Genomic DNA, 17,478 nt, shown 5'->3' with positions numbered 1-17,478 from the left:
ACGATGAACTTCAAGCTGACCGAAGACCAGCTCCAGCTGCAGGAAGCCGCCCGCACCTTCGCCCGCGCTGAACTGCCCGCCATCGCTGCCGAGCTGGAGCGCGACAACAAGCCGCCGAGCCGCGCGCTGGTCAAGCGCTATGCCGAGATGGGCTTCCTCGGCATCAACGTGTCGAGCGAACTCGGCGGCCTGGGTCTCGGCAACATCGAGGCGCTGATCGTGCTGGAGGAGTTCGGCAAGATCTCTTCCGCGGTCGGCTTCCCGATCTTCGAAAGCTCGGTCGGACCGGTGCGCGCGATCGAGCACTTTGCGTCCGACACGCTGAAGAAGCGCGTGGTTCCCGCCGTCTGCTCGGGCGACATGGTGGTGGCGGTCTCCATGTCCGAACCGGACGCGGGCAGCGCGCTGACCGACCTCAAGACCAGGGGCGTGGTCAAGGGCGACAAGCTCATCATCAACGGCACCAAGCGCTGGTGCTCGGGCGGCGGGCATTCCGACGCCTATGTCGTCTACTGCCGCCTGTCCGACGATCCGGGCGCCAAGGGCATCGGCGCGGTGCTGGTGGAAAAGGATGCGCCGGGCATCTCGTTCGGCCCCAACGAGGAGCTGATGGGCTTTCGCGGCGTGCCGTCGTCCGACATCAACTTTGACGATTGCGAAGTGCCGCTCGACAATATCATCGTGCAGGCCGGCGGCGGCTTTAAGAAGCTGATGGAAGCCTTCGACCTCGAACGCTGCGGCAATGCCACGATGTCGCTGGCGCAGGCTTCGGGCGCGCTGGAGGACGTCAGCGTCTACGTTCAGGAGCGCAAGCAGTTCGGCAAGGCGATCGCCGAATTCCAGGCGGTGCAGATCAAGCTGGCCGAGATGCAAATGAAGATCGAGGCCGCCCGCCTGCTGATCTGGCGCGCCGCCTCGCTGGCCGAGGATGGCCTGCCTTCGGTGCTGCACAGCTCCACCGGCAAGTGCTTCGCCAACACCATCGCGCGCGAGGTGACGGGCGATGCGATGCAGCTGATGGGGGCTTACGGCTATTCCAAGGAGTTCCCGATGGAGCGTCGCCTGCGGGACTCGTGGGGTTGGGGCATCGCGGGCGGGGCGATCGATATCCAGAAGGTCAATATCGCCGGGGCCATGCTCGGGCGGCGGTTCGATCAGCGGCGGTGAGGCATATGAATTAAAATAGGCGTCATCCCAGCGAAGGCTGGGACCGCTGGCAAGGAATAACTCACCTGTCGGAAAAGCGCCCTGTCGATGGATGGGCAAAAGACGGCCAGCGGTCCCAGCCTTCGCTGGGATGACGGTTCGCCAGAGCCATGAGGGGGTGGCCCGGCACCCGCGCTTCTAGCGCGCGGTGCCGGCCATCCGCTCCCGCGCGCCGCGCGTGTAGACCAGGTTGATGCTCGTGAACGTCACCGCCTCGGTCCCGTCTTCCAGCACAACGGCATAGCGCGTCATCGCCGTGCCGCGATCGGTGCGGGTCTTCGAGGGTTCGAGGCTGACGATCTCGCTGGTGACGTGGATCGTGTCCCCGGCCCGGATCGCGCGTTTCAAGCGCAGTTCGTCCCAGCCCACGCCGCAGACCCAGTCGATGTCCCAGTTTATCTCGTGGTCCATCTGCCGCCACAGCGCGAGGACGTGGATGCCGCTCGCCACCACTTCGCCGAAGACCGACTGCGCGGCGCTTTCCGGGTCGGTGTGGAACCATTGCGGATCGTACTTGCGTGCGAACTCCAGCATTTCTTCCTGCGTCACCGTGCGCGAGGAGGAGCGGCGGAACTCGCCGAGTTCCAGATCCTCGAAGGTGCGGTGCGGTTTTGCGGGAGTGAACAGCTCGGTCACAGCTTTCCTTCGCGTTTCTGGTCCAGCATCCGCGCGAGGCCCTGCTGGCTGACGGTGGCGACGAGGGTGCCGTCGCGGCGGAAGATGTTGCCCCGGCCGAGCGCCAGCGCGTCGGTCGCGGCGGGGCTGTCCATCGCGTAGAGCATCCATTCGTCCACGCGGAAGTCATCATGAAACCAGATCGCGTGGTCGAGGCTGCTGCTCTGCAGGAAGTCGTTGGCCCAGCCGATGCCCAGCGGCCCCAGCGCCGTGTGGAAGATGTGCAGGTCCGAGGCATAGGCGAGCAGGCGCTGGTGGACGTCGAGGGGGGCGTCGATCGTGTCGTTCAGGCGGAACCAGAAGCTGCGCGTCGCCGGGCGAACGTCGCGCTCGTCGAACGGGAACATGCCGATCGGGCGCCAGTCGATCTGCTGGCGGCGACGCCAGAAGGGACGGTGGCGTTCGGGCAGGCGATCGCCGTATTGCTCCACCAGTTCAGCGAGGCTGGTCAGGCCTTCGGGCTCTGGCACGTCGGGCATCGGGAAGCCGTGGCGGCCGGAAGGCTCGGGCGCCTTGAAGGAGGCCATCAGGTTGAGGATCGGCGCGCCGTCCTGCGTCATGCGTACGGTGCGGTTGGAGAATGTGCGTCCGTCGCTCTCGCGCGTGACGCTGAACTCCACTGCGCGGTCGATCAGGCCGGGCTGGAGAAAATAGGCGTGGAGGCTGTGCGCGACCTTGTCCTGCGGCACCGTCAGTCGCGCGGCGGCAAGGCATTGCGACAGCGCCATGCCGCCGTAGAGGCGCAGGAGATCGCTCGGGACCGGCGCGACGCGGTAGTGGTCGGGGGCGATTTCCTCGAAGGCATAGGCGAGGCGGCGTTCGCGTTCCGGGTCGTCGATGTAGGGATTGGTATCGGGCAAGCAGTGCATCCAATTTCGTCATCCCGGACTTGTTCGGGGACCGTGGGCGTGTGACGCGGGGGCTTCGACAGGCTCAGCCTGAGCGGAATTATAGGTTATTACACGACCTCCGCTCACCCTGAGCTTGTCGAAGGGTCTCAGCTGAGCTTGTCGAAGCCCCCTCTGCCAGCACTGATCTAAAGACCGCCAGCGGTCCCGGATCAAGTCCGGGACGACGTGGCGATCACGCCGCAGCCTCAGTTACCGCCAGCTTTTCGAACCCGAACCCGCAGTCCGGATCGACGATCTGCAGCAGTTCCACCACGTTGCCGTCGCAGTCCTTGCCGTAAGTGGCACGGGTCGCCGCCGAGCCGCCGGGCTCGCAGTTGAACTCCATGCCCAGCGCGGTGAGCCGCTCGTATTCGGCGAAGACGTCGTCGCAATAGAGGCAGATATGGGTGATGCCCCGGTCGCACATGCGCGGATGGACCACCTGCGGATCGTTGCTGGCATATTCGAAGACTTCGATATGCAGGTTGCCCAGCCGGATCATCTCATAGCGTGCGCTGCTGTCCGTGAGGCCGACCATCGTGTCGATCCGGGCGTTGCCGGGCTGCCAGCCGCCCTCCTTGCCGGCGCGCTCGAAGCCGAACCAGCGCTGGTAGTGATCGACGAACCGTTCGAGGTCCGGCGTCGAGATGGCGAGGTGGTGGACGCCCCGGATCATGCCGCCTGATCCACGGCGGACTGACCCACTGCGGATCTGGCGGCTTTCACGGCCGAGACGATCTCGGCGTTGGTGGGATTGCGGCGCAGGGTCAGGCCGCCGTTCACCTGCAGCACCTGCCCGCTCATGAAGCAGGCGTCGCCCGCCAGCCACGAGACGGCTTCGGCGATGTCCTCGCTGGTGCCGACGCGGCCCAGGGGATATTCCCTGGCGAAGGTATCGGTGATCGCCGTATTCTTCGCCGCTTTCTCGGTCATCGGCGTGGCCGTGAAGCCGGGCGCGACCGAGTTGGCGCGGATGCCGCGATGGCCGAATTCGTTGGCCACGCAGCGGATCACGTGGTCGGCGCCCGCCTTGGTGCCCATGTAGGCGGCATGGTCCTCCAGCATGATCGAGGCGGTGGCGGAACTGATCTGGATCAGCGAGCCCCCGTCGCGCATCACCCGCAGCATCGCCTGATAGAACAGGATCGCGCCGGTGAACTGCAGCGCGGTCATCTTCTCGATCTCGGCCTTGGTGGTGTCGAGGAAGGGTTTGAGCAGACCCCAGCCGGTGGCGTTCACGGCGATGTCGATGCCGCCATAGGTCGCCTTCGCGGCGTCGCCGAGGCGGGCGAGATCTTCCTCGCTGGTGAGATCGCAGCCGGTCACCGCCAGCCCGCCGATCTCGGCGGCGAGGCGTTCCAGTTCCTCCGCCTTGCGCCCGGCGACGATCACCGTCGCGCCATCGGCGGCAAGGCGGCGCGCGATCACTTGCGCCATGTTGTCCCGGTTGGCCGCGCCGACGACGACGGCGACCTTTCCTGCCAGATCGGCCATGCGTGTTCTCCCGTTATCCTGTTTTCTCGTCCCGCGTGGGAGCGGGGCAAAGTCAGTCCCGCTGTACCCAGTCGCCCAGCACCTGCTCGACGCGCGTGTGCTCCGGCACCCGGTTGAGGCCGATGCGGCGGTCGAGTTCCTCGTGCCAGTGGTAGATGCGGCGCTCCTGATAGTTGAGCGGCATCGCCCTGAAGCCCGGGCTTTCCAGCGATTCCTGGATTTGCGGCGCGTATTGCAGGTCCTCGTAGAGAATACGCTCCCAGTTGCTCAGACGCGTGGGCCAGAGCGGGTGCGGGTTCTCGGGATCGTGGTCCGGTGCCAGCCAGCTGGACACCACGCGCGTGCGCTTCGTGCCGATCGGCCAGAACTGCAGAATCGGGATGCCGGTGGGGGCAGGGGGCATGATGAAGTTGGGGTAGATCTGGTAGCTGACGTTGTTCTTGGCCGGGAACTCGGTGATCGATGCGATTTCCGGCATGCCCACGGTGCCGGGATCGACCCAGTCGGGGCGCCGGTTCGGCGTCGCCATGCGGCTGTGGCCGTTCGGCCAGAGCGTGATGATCATCGCGCGGTGATCGAGGAAGCGGTCCACCGTGTTCACGTGGATCGACTTGATGTGGTAGACCTCGAGGAAGGCGTCGAGCAGGACCTTGACGTTGCAGTCCACCTCGTAGCTGCGGCTGTCGACGAGGCGCAGCTTCTCAAGCTCGAACTGCTCCAGCTGCTCCGCCATCGGGCCGATGTGTTCCATCAGCGGCTGCGCATCGGGATCGCGGTTGATGAAGATCAGCGAGCCCAGCAGTTCGCAGCGCACCTGTACCAGCGAGCGGCACGACATGTCGAAATCGACGAAGTCGCGCTTGTCGCGCACCGCCGTCAGCTTGCCGTCGAGGGTATAGCTCCAGCCGTGATAGCCGCAGACGAAGCCGCGCCCTTCGCCCGATTCTTCGGTGACGAGGGGGGCGCCGCGATGCTGGCAGGTGTTGTAGAACGCCTTGACCTCGCCCTGCAGGTTGCGCGCGACGATGATCGGCACGCCCGAATTGCGGGTCAGGAACCAGGAGCCCGGATTGGGGACCTGATCGGTGTGGCCCGCATAGAGCCACGCCTTGTCCCACATCATCTCCTTTTCGAGTTGCAGGAATTCGGGGTCGGTATAGCGGCTGCCGGGAATATCGGGCAGCTTGGGAAAGCCTTCGGGCGGCCCCTTGCGATCCCGCTCGTAGTCCATCCGCGCGAAATCGTTCTCGGGGCTTTGATCTGCGACCAGATCGAGCATCGGCCTTCTCTCCCTTGCCTTGCACTCCGGTTGGGCGGAGTGGGCCGCAGCAGAATCAAAAAACAGACATGAATGTTTGATTCTGCCGATGTGATGCTTGCGATCCTACCTCCTGCACGATAAAACAGTCAACAGTGATTGTATTTTCATCATCTCGACGAGCGGACGCGTCAGCGCTGGCCGAACTGCGCATCGCGCTTCTGTGCATAGGCGGCGATGCCTTCGCGGCTGTCGGCGCTGGCGAGCGTGGCCTTGCCCCAGGCATTGCCCACCGCGAGCGCCTGTGCGGTGTCCATGCCGGTGGAAAGCTCGTAGAGTTCGCGCCCGTTGCCGATCGCCTGCCAGCTGTTCGCCAGCATCGCCTGCGTAACCTCAAGCGCGCGGTCCAGCAGGCGGTCACCGGGCACGACTTCGGTGACGACGCCAAGGTCGTAGAGGCGGCGGGCGGGGAGCAGTTCGCCGGTCATGATCATCGCCAGCGCCGTGGCGCGGGGGACTTGCGCGGCAAGGCGCTGGATGCCGCCCGCGAAGGCGAAGAGGCCGCGTTTCACTTCGCTCACGCCCATCAGCGCGTGGTCGGCGGCGAAGACCATGTCGCAGGCCATCATGATCTCGAACCCGCCCGCGACAGCGGTGCCGTTGATCGCGGCGATCAGCGGCTTGGTGCGGCGGCGCTCGGTGATGCCGCCGAAGCCGCGGCCGGGGATCAACCCGTGACCGGCGCCGATGCGCTCAGCTTCCTTGAGGTCCATGCCAGCGCAGAAGGCGCGGTTGCCGGTGCCGGTGACGATGATCGCGCCGACTGCCGGGTCCGCCTCGGCCGCCGAGATCGCCTCGTCCATCGCCCGCGAGGTTGCCGCGTCGAGCGCGTTTCGCGCGTCCTCGCGGTCGATCGTCAGCAGGCATACGGCGCCGCGGTGTTCCACGATCAGTCCGGTCATTGCGTTATTCTCCCAAAGTCATACGCCAATTTCAGGTGGTGTTATCCGCTTTTCGAATCACGGCAGCATATAAGCTGATCGATAATATGGGATGAGGATAAATTGAAATCTTTCGAAAAACTGCATCATCATGGATTTATAGTAGAAGATATCTATAGATCCATGGACGAATTGGGGCGTGGGCTTGGAGTAAATTGGTGTCCTGTCCGCAAGTTCGATCCTTTGCGGGTCTGGTTGCCTGATGCGGGCTGGTCCGAGGCGCATCTTACCGTCACTTATTCGCGGCAGGGGCCGATCCATATCGAACTGATCCAGATGGTGTCCGGTGGCGCCTACGAGGCCTTGCGCGCGGTTTCGCCCGCGCATGTCGGGGCCTGGGTGGACGATGTCGGCGCGGAGGTGGAAGCGCTGCTGGCGGAGGGCTGGCGCCTCATCGCGGCAGGCGCGTCCCCCAAGCATCGCTACGGCCAGATGGCCTATATGGCGCGCGGCGACGGCCCGGTGCTGGAACTCGTGGGCGAGCCGATCCGGCCGATGATCGAAGAATGGATAGGGTCATGAGCGGGGGCATGAGCGGCGCAGCGATCGCCATGGCCGAACCCGGGGAGCAGGCAGCACCGCTCCCGGTCGATACCGAACCGGCGCCCGGCGCCGCGGCGTGGTATCTGATCTTCGTGCTCACGCTGGCCTATACCGTCAGCTTTATCGATCGACAGGTGCTCAACCTGCTGGTGGCGCCCTTGAAGGCGGACTTCGGGCTGTCCGACACGCGGCTCAGCCTGTTGCAGGGGCTGGCGTTCACGACCGCGTATATCCTGTTCAGCCCGCTGTTCGGGAGACTGGCGGATACCGGCAGCAGGCGCCGCCTCCTCATCGGCGGCATCGGCCTGTGGAGCCTGGGCACCGGCCTGTGCGGCCTCGCGCGCGGATACTGGCAGCTGTTCTTCGCTCGCGCCGCCGTGGGCGGTGCGGAGGCCAGCCTGACGCCCGCCGCATGGTCGATCATCGCCGACAGCTTCCCGACGCGCATGATCCCGCGTGCCTTCAGCATCTTCCTGATGGGGCCGTATATCGGCGGCGGCCTCGCCCTGATATTCGGCGGGCTTCTGCTGGAGGCGGCGCAGGGCTGGGACCTCGGCGCGGTGCCCTATCTGGGCGCGCTGCAGCCGTGGCAGGTGGTGTTCCTCGTCGCCGGACTGCCGGGCTTCGCGATCCTGTTGCTCATGCTGCGCATCCGCGAGCCTGCCCGCAAGCTGGCGGCGCAGGACAGCGGCCAGCGCATGCCGTTCGCGCAAGTCTGGCGCACGTTCGCGGAGCGCCGCGATTTCTACGGCAACTTCTATGCGGGCATGGCCTCGCTGGTGATCGTGCTCTACGCCTTCCCGGCGTGGATGCCGGCGATGCTGATGCGCCGTTTCGGGGCGAGCGCGGCCACGGTGGGCGTGCAGTACGGCGTGGCGGTGCTCGTCACCGGCTCGATCGGCGTGCTGGCGGGGCCGGTAATCGCGGGCTGGTTGCAGCGGCGCGGGCGGATCGACGCGCTGATGCGGGTGCCGTTCTTCGCCGCGCTGGCGCTGATCCCGATCTCGCTGGCGCTGGCATTCGCGCCCAGTTACGAATTCGCGATGGTGGTGGCGACGCTTGCGAGCTTCACCTATTCGCTCCCGCAGGCGCTGGCGTCTTCGGGCCTGCAGATGGCGACGCCGAACCGGATGCGGGGGATTTCCTCGTCGGTCTACGTCTTCGTGGCGAGTGTCATGGGGCTCGGCGCCGCGCCGACGATCGTGGCGCTGCTGACCGACCATGTTTTCGCCGACGAGCGCAGCGTCGGGCTTTCGCTCTCGGTGACGTGCGCGGCGGCGGCGGGGGTTTCGGCGTTCTTCGTGGGCCGCGCGCTCAAGGGCTATCGGCGGGTGCTGGCGCTGCAGTGAAGACGCGTCCTCCCGGACTTGATCCGGGACCGCTGGCAATTCTTGAGGCGAATGCTGGCCGTGAGACGTCCTGACGCGAGGTGGGCTGTTCACGGCCAGCGGTCCCGGATCAAGTCCGGGACGACGACGCATTCCGACTTACAAGGTAGCCAGGCTTCCCAGCACCACCGTCGCCTGACTCGACAGGGTGCCGCCGTTGCCGTGCGCCAGCGCCACGTCCACGCCGGAAAGCTGGTTCGCCGCCTCGCCCCGGATCTGGCGCGCGGCCTCGATCACTGCGAAGAGGCCGTACATCCCCGGGTGGCAGCACGAGAGGCCGCCGCCGTTGGTGTTCACCGGCAGGCTGCCGCCCGGTGCGATGGCGCCGCTGCTGACGAAGCGGCCGCCTTCGCCCTTGGGGCAGAAACCGAGGTCCTCGAGGAACAGGATCGTGTTGATCGTGAACGCGTCGTAGAGCTGCGCGGTGCGGATGTCGGAGGGAGAGACTCCCGCCATCGCCATCGCCCGCGCGCCGGACTCCCTGGCGGCGGTGACGGTCACGTCCTTGGCCTGCGCGATCGAGTTCCACCACGTCGCAGCAGCCGCGCCCAGCAGCGGCACGGCCGGTTTCGCAAGATCGCGGGCGCGGGACGTGCGGGTCATCACGATCGCCGCGGCGCCGTCGGTGACGAGGCAGCAGTCGCGCACCGAGATCGGGGTGCTGATCATGCGGGCGGCAAGGCACTCCTCCAGCGACAGCGGGCCTTTGGCGAAAGCCTCGGGGTTGGTCTGCGCCCAGGCCCTTGCGGCCAGCGCCACGGCGGCGAGGTCTTCGCGGGTGGTGCCGTATTCGTGCATGTGACGCGCTGCCGCCAGCGCATAGCCGGTCAGCGGGAATATGGGCGCGTAAGGCGCATCCCACTGATTATTGGTTATTTTCGTCGCCAGCTTGCCGCCGTTGCTGCGCTGGTTGGAGCCGTAGGCGATCAGCGCGCAGTCGATGTAGCCCGCCTCCAGCATCATCGCCGCCACTGCCATGTGGCTCATGAAGGCCGAGCCGCCGGTACGGTTGTTGTCGGTATAGCGCGGCTGCAGGCCGAGGTATTCGGCGAAGGAGAGCCCTGCGAAGAAGTCATCGGGCTGGCAGATGAACAGGGCATCGACGTCAGCCAGCGTCAGCCCGGCATCGGCGACGGCGAGGAGGGCGGCCTGCGCGGTCAGTTCCATCGAACTGTATCCAGGCGTCTCGCCGATGCCGAAGGTGGCGAGGCCGGCGATGGCGGTGCGGGCGCGAGGGAAGGTGTCGGTCATGCGTATGCCTTGAGGTTTGGGGAGTGGCGCTGTGCCCACCCCGTCCGGCTAGGCGGTAAACCGCCAAGCCTCCCGGCCCTCCCGCTTGCGGGAAGGCGTTCGTCGTACTGTCCTCCCCCTCCCGCTTGCGGGAGGGGAGCGAGACTTGGGCCGCAGGCCCTAGTCGCAGCGGGGTGGGCCGCAGCGGGGTGGGCCATCATGCCCCCTCCACGGCCCGAAACAGCAGCAGCGATGCATCCCCGTCGTGATCGACGAACGCTTCCACACGCATCCCGATGGCCAGCGTTTCGGGCGTCACGCCCTCCACCCGGCTCATCAGCCGCGCGCCTTCGTCGAGGTCTATCAGCGCGACGTGATAGGGCTCGGCGGGCGGCTTCCGGTTGATCCACGAGAGCGTGTAGACCCGGCCGCGCCCGGATGCCTCGAACCATTCGAGCGGCCCGCCGCTGCCCGGTGCGGCGAGGCGCGGGGGGAACACCGCGCTGCCATCCTCCGCGCGCTGGAGCAGCAGGCGACCTTCCGCCAGCGCCGTGCGCCAATGGGTTTCGGGGCTCATGCCGCCGTCCTTACCGCGCCCCGCGCTTGGAGATCGGCGATCTCCTCGGCCGAGAAACCCGCTTCGCGCAGGACGTCGAGGCTCTCGCCGCCCAGCGCTGGGCCGGGATCGCCGATGGCGCCGGGGGTTTCGGAGAAAGTCGTCGGGATGCCGGGGAAGCGCAGGGTGCCCTCGGGCGTTTCGCGCTCCTGCCAGAAGCCGGTTTCGACCAGATGCGGATCGTCGAGCAGGTCGGTCAGGCTCTTGATCGCGGTGGCGGGGATGTGGGCCTGACGGAACAGCTCCACCCATTCCTCGGTCGTTCGCGTCTCGATCACTTCGGCCACCTTCGCCAGCACGGTGCCGATGTTCTGCGTGCGCGATCGCATCGAGGCGAACATGGCGTCCTGCGACCACTCCGGGTTGCCCAGCGCATCGAAGAAGGCGCGCCAGTGCTTGTCGTTGTAGATCATCACGCCGATGTAGCCGTCCGCCGTGCGGTAGGGGCGCCGCGCTTCCGAGGTGGCGCGGGGGTATTCGGGCGGCCCCTGGGGCGGCACGAAGAGCGAGCCGCACAAATGCTCGACCATGGCGAAGGACACCAGCGTCTCGAACATCGGGACCTCGATCTCCTGCCCGATCCCGGTCTTCTCGCGCGCATAGAGCGCTGCGATCACCGAGTAGGCGCCGGTGAGGCCCGCCACCTTGTCGGCGATCACCGTCGCGGCATAAGTCGGCTCGCCGCCCGAGAGGCGCGCCTGCAGGTCGACGATGCCCGAGGCGGCCTGCACGATGTCGTCGTAGGCGGGATAGTCGCGGTACGGGCCGCTCCGCGCGAAACCGTAGAGATTGGCGTAGATGATCTTCGGGTTCACGGCCTTCAGCGCCGCATAGTCCAGCCCGAGCCGCCCGATCGCGCTGGAACGCATCGAGTGGATGAACACGTCGGCGCTTTCCGCCATCTTCAGCAGCGCGGCGCGCGCCTCGCCCTGCTTGAGGTCGAGCACGATCGAGCGCTTGCCGCGATTGACGTTGAGGAACATCGCCCCGCGCGAGGCGTCCGGCCCCGGCGGGATGAAGCGCGTGGTGTCGCCCGAGGGGCTCTCCACCTTGATCACGTCCGCGCCCAGATCGGCGAAGATCTGCGTCGCGTAAGGCCCCATCAGCACGCTGGTGAGATCGAGCACCCTGACACCTGCGAGGGGGCCTTTGCCCTTACCGCTCATTCGTATTCTCCGATGATGAAGCGACCGCGCTGCGGCCTGAATTTCGATGCTTGGACGCGGCTGCGGCGAGCCTTACGCTCGGGCGCATACACGCACACACGTGAGGGGAGTTTGCCGGAATGAAGGTCCACCTGATCGCCGCGGGGAAGTTCCACGACATCGATTATGCCCGCCTCGAACTGCTCAAGCTGCTGGCGGAAACCCCGCGCATCCGCGCCTCGGTGGCCTCCGACTACGCCGATCTGGCGAGCCTTGCGGCGGCGGACCTGCTGATCACCTACACCTGCGATCTGGTGCCGACGCGCGGCGAGGAAGTCGCCGCGCTGGAGGCGTTCCTGGCGCGCGGTGGGCGCTGGCTGGCGCTGCACGGGACCAACGCGGTGCTGCGCTTCGGCGCGGACGGCGTGGTCGATACCCCGGACGAGGTGCCCACCTTCACCGGCCTGCTCGGCACGCGTTTCGCCGGCCATCCGCCGATCGCGCCGTTCAAGGTCTTCGTCACCCGGGGCGATCACGAGATGACGCAAGGGCTGCGCGACTTCCGGGTCGAGGACGAGCTTTACCTGACGCACCGCACCGCAGACATCGACGTGCTGCTGCACACCAGCTTCACCGGTCGCTGCGACGAGTTCCGCGATGCCGACTGGGACGAGGCGGAAGTGCCCGTGCTCTACGAGCGCAAGGTCGGCGAGGGTGCGATCCTCTACCTGACGCTCGGCCATTGCCGGGGTCACTACGACCTGCTGCCGGTAAGCCCGTTCTGGCCCCATCCGCAGCGCTGCTCGTGGAATTACCCGGTGTTCCACGAACTGCTGCGGCGGGGCATTCGCTGGGGTCTTGCTCATGCGGCCTGATCCTGCGGCCTGAGGGCGTGGAGCTGGGTTTCGAGCGCTTCGAGCACCGGCTCCACCAGCCCGGCGTCCATGGCGCCCGTCAGCAGGTTGATCGCCATGCCTTCCATCGTCGCCTGCGAGATCGCCATGGCCAGCGCGAACTTCTCCGGGCTGGCCTGCCATTCGGGATAGAGCTGGACGGCGAGCTGGTTGAACCGCTCGCGGAACTCCACCTGCAGCGGCATCAGCACGGCGGCGAGGTCGGGACTGGTACGTGCCGCCACCGCCAGTTCGTGGAAGGCGATGAAGGCGGGCTTCTGGATCTGCTTCCAGTACGTGCGCACCATCGCTCCGTGATCCAGCGCACTGCGCTCCGCCGCGCGGCGGAAGGCGCGCAGGCGGCGCTCGTGCAGGTGCATGATGGTCGCCTTGATGAGCGATACGCCGTTGTCGAAGTGGTGCAGCATCGCGCCGCGTGACAGCCCGGCCTCGATCGCCACCTGCGGCGTCGTGGTGCGCGAATAGCCGCTGCGGACGAGCACCCGGATCGTCGCGTCGATCAGCCGCGCGCGGGTCTGGGCGCTCTTGAGCGCCTGCATCGTCGGTTCGTCCGCGCCGGGTCGTCTCACTGGATCGCGCTCTCCCACGCCGTGCGGGCCGGTGGGTTCCGGCCTCGCCAACCTGATCGGTAGCGCAATCCGGTCGATAAAAAAAGACATTCATGAACGTCTTTTATAATTATACGGACGTCAGTTGCGCGCATTTCGTCATCCCGGACTTGATCCGGGACCGCTGGCCGTGAACAGCCCACCTCGCATCGGGGCGCCTTGCCGGCGACCGTTTCCTAAAGACGGCCAGCGGTCCCGGATCAGGTCCGGGACGACGGGTCTTTCAGCGCCGCTTCCATCCGGTCGATCAGCGCCGACAGCCGCTCCGTTTCCGACGGTCCGCGCGGTTCGCCCGGCTCGGACAGCACGCCGCAGAGCAGCACGTCGACATACCGCTTCGCCTCCGCGTCGATGTCGAGCGGGCGGCCGATGAAGCTGGTGCGCATGGCGACGTGCTCCAGCCCGCCGAACATCATGTCGCGGATCATCACCGGATCGACGTCGGCGCGGACTTTGCCCTCGTGCTGCGCCTGCTGCACCGCCTCGACCACGCTATGCGCGAAGACGTGGTTGAGCTTGTGCAGCGCCGACCCGCGATAGTCCGCCCAGCGCAGTTCCTGGTAGAACACGCGGTGGAAGCGCGGCGTCTCCTCGATCGAGCGCATGAAGCGCGCGGCGATCAGCGTCAGCTGCGAACGCAGGTCGGTGATGTGCCGCAGCTCTGCGATCAGGCGCTCGACGAAAGGCGTCGCCCAGTCGACCAGCACCTGGTTCACCAGTTCCTGCTTGCTGTCGTAGTATTTGTAGACTGTAGCCTCGGACACGCCCGCCAGCTTGGCGATCCGCGCCATCGAGGTGGCTGTGGTGCCTTCCTCCTCGATCAGCCGGCGCGCGGCGGCGAGGATTTCCTGCGGGCGATAGTCCTTGCGACGCCGCCAAGCGAGGGGTTCGGCCTCCGTGGTCTTCACCGGGTTCGCCATAATAATTGAACCATCCTCATTACTGGCCTCGATTGCGGTTGACTCCGGCGAAGCCCGAGGTCAGCTTTACGCCCAATCGCGCGACATGCAACACGTGGGCGCGGACTTACCAAGCAGCCATTCCGGGAGAGGCATGGACCATTTCGCGATACCGCCGGGGCGCTTCCTGCTGTCTGCCGGGCTCGACGATGCGATCCGGCGCTCCTGCGCAGCGCCGCAGCGCCGGGCCAAGGAGGCGCACCCCGTCTTCGCCTTCGTCGCGGCGCTGGGCGGCATGGGTGCGCGGGTGGGCGACGTGTGCCGTGCGCTCGGCCTCGCGTTCGACGAGGGGGCGGTGCTGGGTCGCTGCCGGATCGACTACGACGCGCCGCTGACGGTCGATACCGGGTACGACGTGGCCGCCCGCGTCGTCTCGCTGGAGCGCAAGGCAAGCCGCAGGTTCGGCGCGGCCGACCACCTGACCCTGGGCATGACGGTCAGCGCCGCTGGGCGGCCGCACGCGCGGGTCAGCCTCACCACGATCATGCCCGCGCCCGGACCGGCCGTGCAGGCACCCGCATGAGCGCGTGGGAACTTGGCGCCGTGCCCGCCGAGGCGATGGCGCTGTGGTGCGAGGCGCTGGGCGACGACAATGCGATCCACGTCGACCCCGCCGCGGCCGAGGCGCTGGGCTTCGGCCCGCGCACGGTCAATCCGGGGCCGACGAACCTCGCCTATCTGCTCAACATGGTGATGGAAGCGCGGCCCGACCGGGAGATATGCTCGATCGAGGCGGCGCTGCTGGGCAACGTGCTGGCGGGCGACGGCGTGCTGGCGCGCGGGACCTGGGACCAGGACACCTGCGACGCGGAACTCGTGGTCGCACCGGACAACGTCGTGCTCAGGGCAAGAATAGAAACGGACGGGAGAGACAGCGATGATGGAGAAGGCTTTCGCAGCCAGCGTCTATGACCTTGTCGCCATGCGCGCGCGGGCGACCCCCCAGGCGCTGGCGATCGTGCAGGGCGGGATGCGCCTCGGCTATGCCGAGGTGCTTGCCTGCGTCGATGCGGTGGCCGCCGATTTTGCCGCGCGCGGGCTCGTGCGCGGGCAGCGCGTGGCGATCCTGTCGGAAAACCGCTTCGAGTACACCGCCGTCCAGCTTGCCTGCGCGAAGCTGGGGCTGATCGCGGCCTGCCTCAACTGGCGGCTCTCCGATGCCGAGATGCGCCACTGCGTCGAACTGGTGGACCCGTCCCTGCTGGTCGCCTCGCCCCGCCATCTGGCCCTGGGGGAGACAGTGACGAACGGTCGTCCCTTCGCCGCCATCGATCGTCTCGGCGCGGCGGGAGAGACCGCCAGCGTGGCCGAACCGGAAGACGGCCTGCTCATCATCTACACCAGCGGCACGACGGGGCTGCCCAAGGCTGCCGTGATCAGCCACCGCGCCGAAGTCGCGCGGATGTGCGCCATGCGGCTCGACATGGGCATGGCGATGACCGACGCCTACGTCTCGTGGGCGCCGATGTTCCACATGGGCGGGACCGAGCACCTGCTGGCGACGCTGATGTGCGGCGGCACCGGGATCATCGTCGACGGTTTCGACGCCGATGCGCTGGTTGATGCGCTTGAGGAATTTCCCATAGGCTGGCTGATGCTGGTGCCCGCGACGATCGAGCCGCTGCTCGAACGGCTCGAGGCGCGGGATGCCAGGGTGCGCGGGGTCAAGGCGGCGGGCTGCATGGCGGATCTCGTCCCCTCCGCCACGATCGCGGCGATCACCCGGGCGCTGGGCGCGCCTTACCTCAACTCCTTCGGTGCGACCGAGACGGGAATGCCGCCGCTATCGGCCGATCTGATCCCGGTCGGCACGATGCCTTCGGCTTTCCCCAAGCGGCTGAGCCTGCTGTGCGACTTGCGCCTGCTGGGTGCGGACGGCAACGAGGTGCCCGACGGCGCGACCGGCGAGGCTTGCGTGCGCGGGCCGACGCTGTTCAGCGGCTACTGGAATGCCGAGGCCACCAATGCCGAGTGCTTCGCCGGAGGCTGGTTCCACATGGGCGACCTGTTCCGCCGGACGCCTTCGGGCTACGACTTCGTCGGCCGCTCGAAGTACCTGATCAAGTCGGGCGGCGAGAACATCTACCCGGCCGAGATCGAGCGCGTGCTGTTCGCCGATGCGCGGGTCAACGATGCCATCGTCGTGCGCCGCCCGGACCCGCAATGGGGCGAAGTGCCGGTGGCGGTGATCGCGCGCAACGATCCCTCGCTTGACGAGCAGGTGGTGATGCAGATGTGCCGCGATGCGCTGGCCGGATACAAGCAGCCCAAGGCGGTACGCTTCATCGCGATGGAAGCCTTCCCCCGCAGCGCCAGCGGCAAGATCATCCGCGAGGAAGTGGAGGCGATGATCGGATGAGGCAGGTTGACATTTATAGCCAAATAGGTTATATGACCCAGCATCCGATCCGGCGATGATCACGCTGGAGAGGTGTATCGGGTCGGCGTCGTGGGCCGGGATGCGGTTTCAGCCGCGATCGCGCAAACCACGCGTCCGTTCGAAGACCCGGACTGTCTCTGCGCTACCGAAAACGCCGTCCATACGATCCTTCGACACGTCGTTGGGCATGGGACGGCCATCCCGGATAGCCTTCGGCCGATAACGATGCGAACCCTAACGACGGCCACATGGGACTTTCCGATGGAATACAGGTCGAGCCGGGCTGCACCGTGAGTTACCCGGCCGCTCGCCAGAGCTTCACGGAACACAAAACCCAGCGTCCCGGTGAGGACGCTCCCGACGCCGACCCGATGTTCACTTCGGTTGCGTTGAGTTCCCCGGCGTAATGGCCCGCACTCGCCAGCGGGTGTTTTTGCGTGCGCTGACTGCAAGCACACCCCCCGTCATCCCAGCGAAGGCTGGGACCGCTGGCCTGTTACGGCCAACTGTCGTCAGGACGCCTAGCAGAGGGTTGGGCTTTGCGCGGCCAGCGGTCCCAGCCTTCGCTGGGATGACGTACGACACGCGCATCCTCCCCCAGGGGGAGGATTCAACCCCTCCCGCGTGATTTCTCGTAGGCGATCCACGTCGGCAGGCGCTCGGGGAAATCCGCCGGCATGGGCTCGGGATAGGCGTGGTTGCGCAAGGGCGTGGAGAGGATGCCGGGATACTCCTCGATCGGCACGTAGTAGAGGAAGCCGATCGTCCGCTCGGCGAACTTCCAGCCGGCGTCGGTGTTGCGGTATTTGTCGTCGTAGCGGATGGCGGTGACCATCATCCTGCCACCGCGCCACAGTTCCGCATGGCCGATCACGCGGCCGGTCGCTTCCTGCGAGCCGTCGTCGACGAAGTCGATCTGGACGTCGTGCATGAAGTGGTGCCCCGGGCCGAGCACGTCGAAGCGCCCGTCGTACTGCGTCATGATCGCATCGACGCCGGTGGCGTTCATCACCCCGTCCGCCGATTTCAGCACCGCATCGGGCGCGAAGAGGGCGCGGATGCCGTCGATGTCGCGGTCGTCGATGGTGAAGCAGTAGCGGGCGACGAGCTGGCGGATCTGCGATTCCGCTTCCAGCCGGGCGATGCGCTGTTCCAGTGTCGGCATGTCTCT

Annotated in this window: 19 protein-coding genes; 7 read left to right on the top strand and 12 right to left on the bottom strand. The window is 66.8% G+C overall.

What is annotated here, in order from left to right; all coding sequences use genetic code 11:
* Window positions 1–3: 3 nt before the first annotated feature.
* On the top strand, window positions 4–1,167 hold the full coding sequence (locus HWN72_RS25855; RefSeq protein ID WP_211151714.1) for an acyl-CoA dehydrogenase family protein: 1,164 nt from the start codon (window positions 4–6) through the stop codon (window positions 1,165–1,167).
* A 177-nt stretch (window positions 1,168–1,344) separates the two neighbouring features.
* Here the strand turns inward: HWN72_RS25855 and HWN72_RS25850 are convergent, their stop codons facing one another.
* The 6 genes from HWN72_RS25850 to HWN72_RS25825 form a co-directional block, all read right to left on the bottom strand.
* Window positions 1,345–1,842, bottom strand: coding sequence for a MaoC/PaaZ C-terminal domain-containing protein (locus HWN72_RS25850; RefSeq protein ID WP_008830398.1), 498 nt, complete (start codon window positions 1,840–1,842; stop codon window positions 1,345–1,347).
* On the bottom strand, window positions 1,839–2,750 hold the full coding sequence (locus HWN72_RS25845; RefSeq protein ID WP_211151713.1) for an acyl-CoA thioesterase II: 912 nt from the start codon (window positions 2,748–2,750) through the stop codon (window positions 1,839–1,841). Before HWN72_RS25845 ends, HWN72_RS25850 begins: the two co-directional genes overlap by 4 nt.
* A 214-nt stretch (window positions 2,751–2,964) precedes the next feature.
* Complete coding sequence (locus tag HWN72_RS25840) at window positions 2,965–3,447, bottom strand: VOC family protein (RefSeq protein WP_211151712.1); 483 nt, start codon at window positions 3,445–3,447, stop codon at window positions 2,965–2,967.
* The gene (locus tag HWN72_RS25835) at window positions 3,444–4,265 is read right to left on the bottom strand and encodes an SDR family oxidoreductase (RefSeq protein ID WP_211151711.1); all 822 of its coding nucleotides are present in this window, start codon (window positions 4,263–4,265) and stop codon (window positions 3,444–3,446) included. Before HWN72_RS25835 ends, HWN72_RS25840 begins: the two co-directional genes overlap by 4 nt.
* A gap of 52 nt (window positions 4,266–4,317) precedes the next feature.
* A complete protein-coding gene (locus tag HWN72_RS25830; RefSeq protein WP_036526571.1) occupies window positions 4,318–5,544 on the bottom strand; it encodes an aromatic ring-hydroxylating dioxygenase subunit alpha in 1,227 nt (408 codons plus the stop codon).
* A 170-nt stretch (window positions 5,545–5,714) separates the two neighbouring features.
* A complete protein-coding gene (locus tag HWN72_RS25825) occupies window positions 5,715–6,485 on the bottom strand; it encodes an enoyl-CoA hydratase/isomerase family protein (RefSeq protein ID WP_211151710.1) in 771 nt (256 codons plus the stop codon).
* A gap of 102 nt (window positions 6,486–6,587) precedes the next feature.
* Here HWN72_RS25825 and HWN72_RS25820 point away from each other — a divergent pair, with 102 nt between their 5' ends.
* Together HWN72_RS25820 and HWN72_RS25815 are read left to right on the top strand one after the other, a co-directional pair.
* A complete protein-coding gene (locus tag HWN72_RS25820; protein WP_256434631.1) occupies window positions 6,588–7,046 on the top strand; it encodes a VOC family protein in 459 nt (152 codons plus the stop codon).
* 8 nt (window positions 7,047–7,054) lie between these two features.
* A complete protein-coding gene (locus HWN72_RS25815) occupies window positions 7,055–8,416 on the top strand; it encodes an MFS transporter (protein WP_211151708.1) in 1,362 nt (453 codons plus the stop codon).
* 138 nt (window positions 8,417–8,554) lie between these two features.
* On the opposite strand, the gene HWN72_RS25810 is transcribed toward HWN72_RS25815, so the two are convergent.
* From HWN72_RS25810 to HWN72_RS25800, 3 genes are all read right to left on the bottom strand, one after another.
* The gene (locus tag HWN72_RS25810) at window positions 8,555–9,706 is read right to left on the bottom strand and encodes an acetyl-CoA acetyltransferase (RefSeq protein WP_211151707.1); all 1,152 of its coding nucleotides are present in this window, start codon (window positions 9,704–9,706) and stop codon (window positions 8,555–8,557) included.
* A 196-nt stretch (window positions 9,707–9,902) separates the two neighbouring features.
* Window positions 9,903–10,262 carry a Zn-ribbon domain-containing OB-fold protein gene (locus HWN72_RS25805; protein WP_211151706.1) on the bottom strand — a complete coding sequence of 120 codons (360 nt, stop codon included), beginning with the start codon at window positions 10,260–10,262 and terminating at the stop codon, window positions 9,903–9,905.
* Entirely contained in the window at window positions 10,259–11,467 is a 1,209-nt protein-coding gene (locus HWN72_RS25800) for a CaiB/BaiF CoA-transferase family protein (protein WP_211151705.1), read from the bottom strand. The genes HWN72_RS25805 and HWN72_RS25800 overlap by 4 nt, the downstream gene beginning before the upstream one ends.
* 119 nt (window positions 11,468–11,586) lie before the next feature.
* Between HWN72_RS25800 and HWN72_RS25795 the strand changes: the two genes are divergently transcribed.
* Window positions 11,587–12,321: a ThuA domain-containing protein gene (locus HWN72_RS25795; RefSeq protein ID WP_069709554.1), complete on the top strand. Its 735-nt coding sequence runs from the start codon at window positions 11,587–11,589 to the stop codon at window positions 12,319–12,321.
* Here the strand turns inward: HWN72_RS25795 and HWN72_RS25790 are convergent.
* Both HWN72_RS25790 and HWN72_RS25785 read right to left on the bottom strand, forming a co-directional pair.
* Window positions 12,309–12,980 (bottom strand): TetR/AcrR family transcriptional regulator, encoded by a 672-nt coding sequence (locus HWN72_RS25790; RefSeq protein ID WP_248006342.1) that lies wholly within the window; start codon window positions 12,978–12,980, stop codon window positions 12,309–12,311. The genes HWN72_RS25795 and HWN72_RS25790 overlap by 13 nt on opposite strands.
* Window positions 12,981–13,168: 188 nt before the next feature.
* Window positions 13,169–13,876 (bottom strand): TetR/AcrR family transcriptional regulator, encoded by a 708-nt coding sequence (locus HWN72_RS25785; RefSeq protein ID WP_162177390.1) that lies wholly within the window; start codon window positions 13,874–13,876, stop codon window positions 13,169–13,171.
* A gap of 145 nt (window positions 13,877–14,021) precedes the next feature.
* Here HWN72_RS25785 and HWN72_RS25780 point away from each other — a divergent pair, with 145 nt between their 5' ends.
* Genes HWN72_RS25780 through HWN72_RS25770 form a run of 3 tightly spaced genes read left to right on the top strand, consistent with a single transcriptional unit; the run spans window position 14,022 to window position 16,286 of the window.
* Window positions 14,022–14,450: a hypothetical protein gene (locus HWN72_RS25780; protein WP_008829114.1), complete on the top strand. Its 429-nt coding sequence runs from the start codon at window positions 14,022–14,024 to the stop codon at window positions 14,448–14,450.
* Window positions 14,447–14,839 (top strand): MaoC/PaaZ C-terminal domain-containing protein, encoded by a 393-nt coding sequence (locus HWN72_RS25775; protein WP_051586885.1) that lies wholly within the window; start codon window positions 14,447–14,449, stop codon window positions 14,837–14,839. Before HWN72_RS25780 ends, HWN72_RS25775 begins: the two co-directional genes overlap by 4 nt.
* Window positions 14,805–16,286 carry a class I adenylate-forming enzyme family protein gene (locus tag HWN72_RS25770; RefSeq protein ID WP_036526563.1) on the top strand — a complete coding sequence of 494 codons (1,482 nt, stop codon included), beginning with the start codon at window positions 14,805–14,807 and terminating at the stop codon, window positions 16,284–16,286. Before HWN72_RS25775 ends, HWN72_RS25770 begins: the two co-directional genes overlap by 35 nt.
* A 631-nt stretch (window positions 16,287–16,917) precedes the next feature.
* Here the strand turns inward: HWN72_RS25770 and HWN72_RS25765 are convergent.
* Window positions 16,918–17,472 (bottom strand): nuclear transport factor 2 family protein, encoded by a 555-nt coding sequence (locus HWN72_RS25765; protein ID WP_036526561.1) that lies wholly within the window; start codon window positions 17,470–17,472, stop codon window positions 16,918–16,920.
* Window positions 17,473–17,478 lie beyond the last annotated feature (6 nt).

The sequence above is a fragment of the Novosphingobium sp. HR1a genome, from assembly GCF_015594425.1.
In the GTDB taxonomy this organism is placed as follows: domain Bacteria; phylum Pseudomonadota; class Alphaproteobacteria; order Sphingomonadales; family Sphingomonadaceae; genus Novosphingobium; species Novosphingobium resinovorum_A.
Note: the sequence above shows the minus strand (reverse complement) of the source record. Positions and strands in the feature narration are given on the sequence as shown.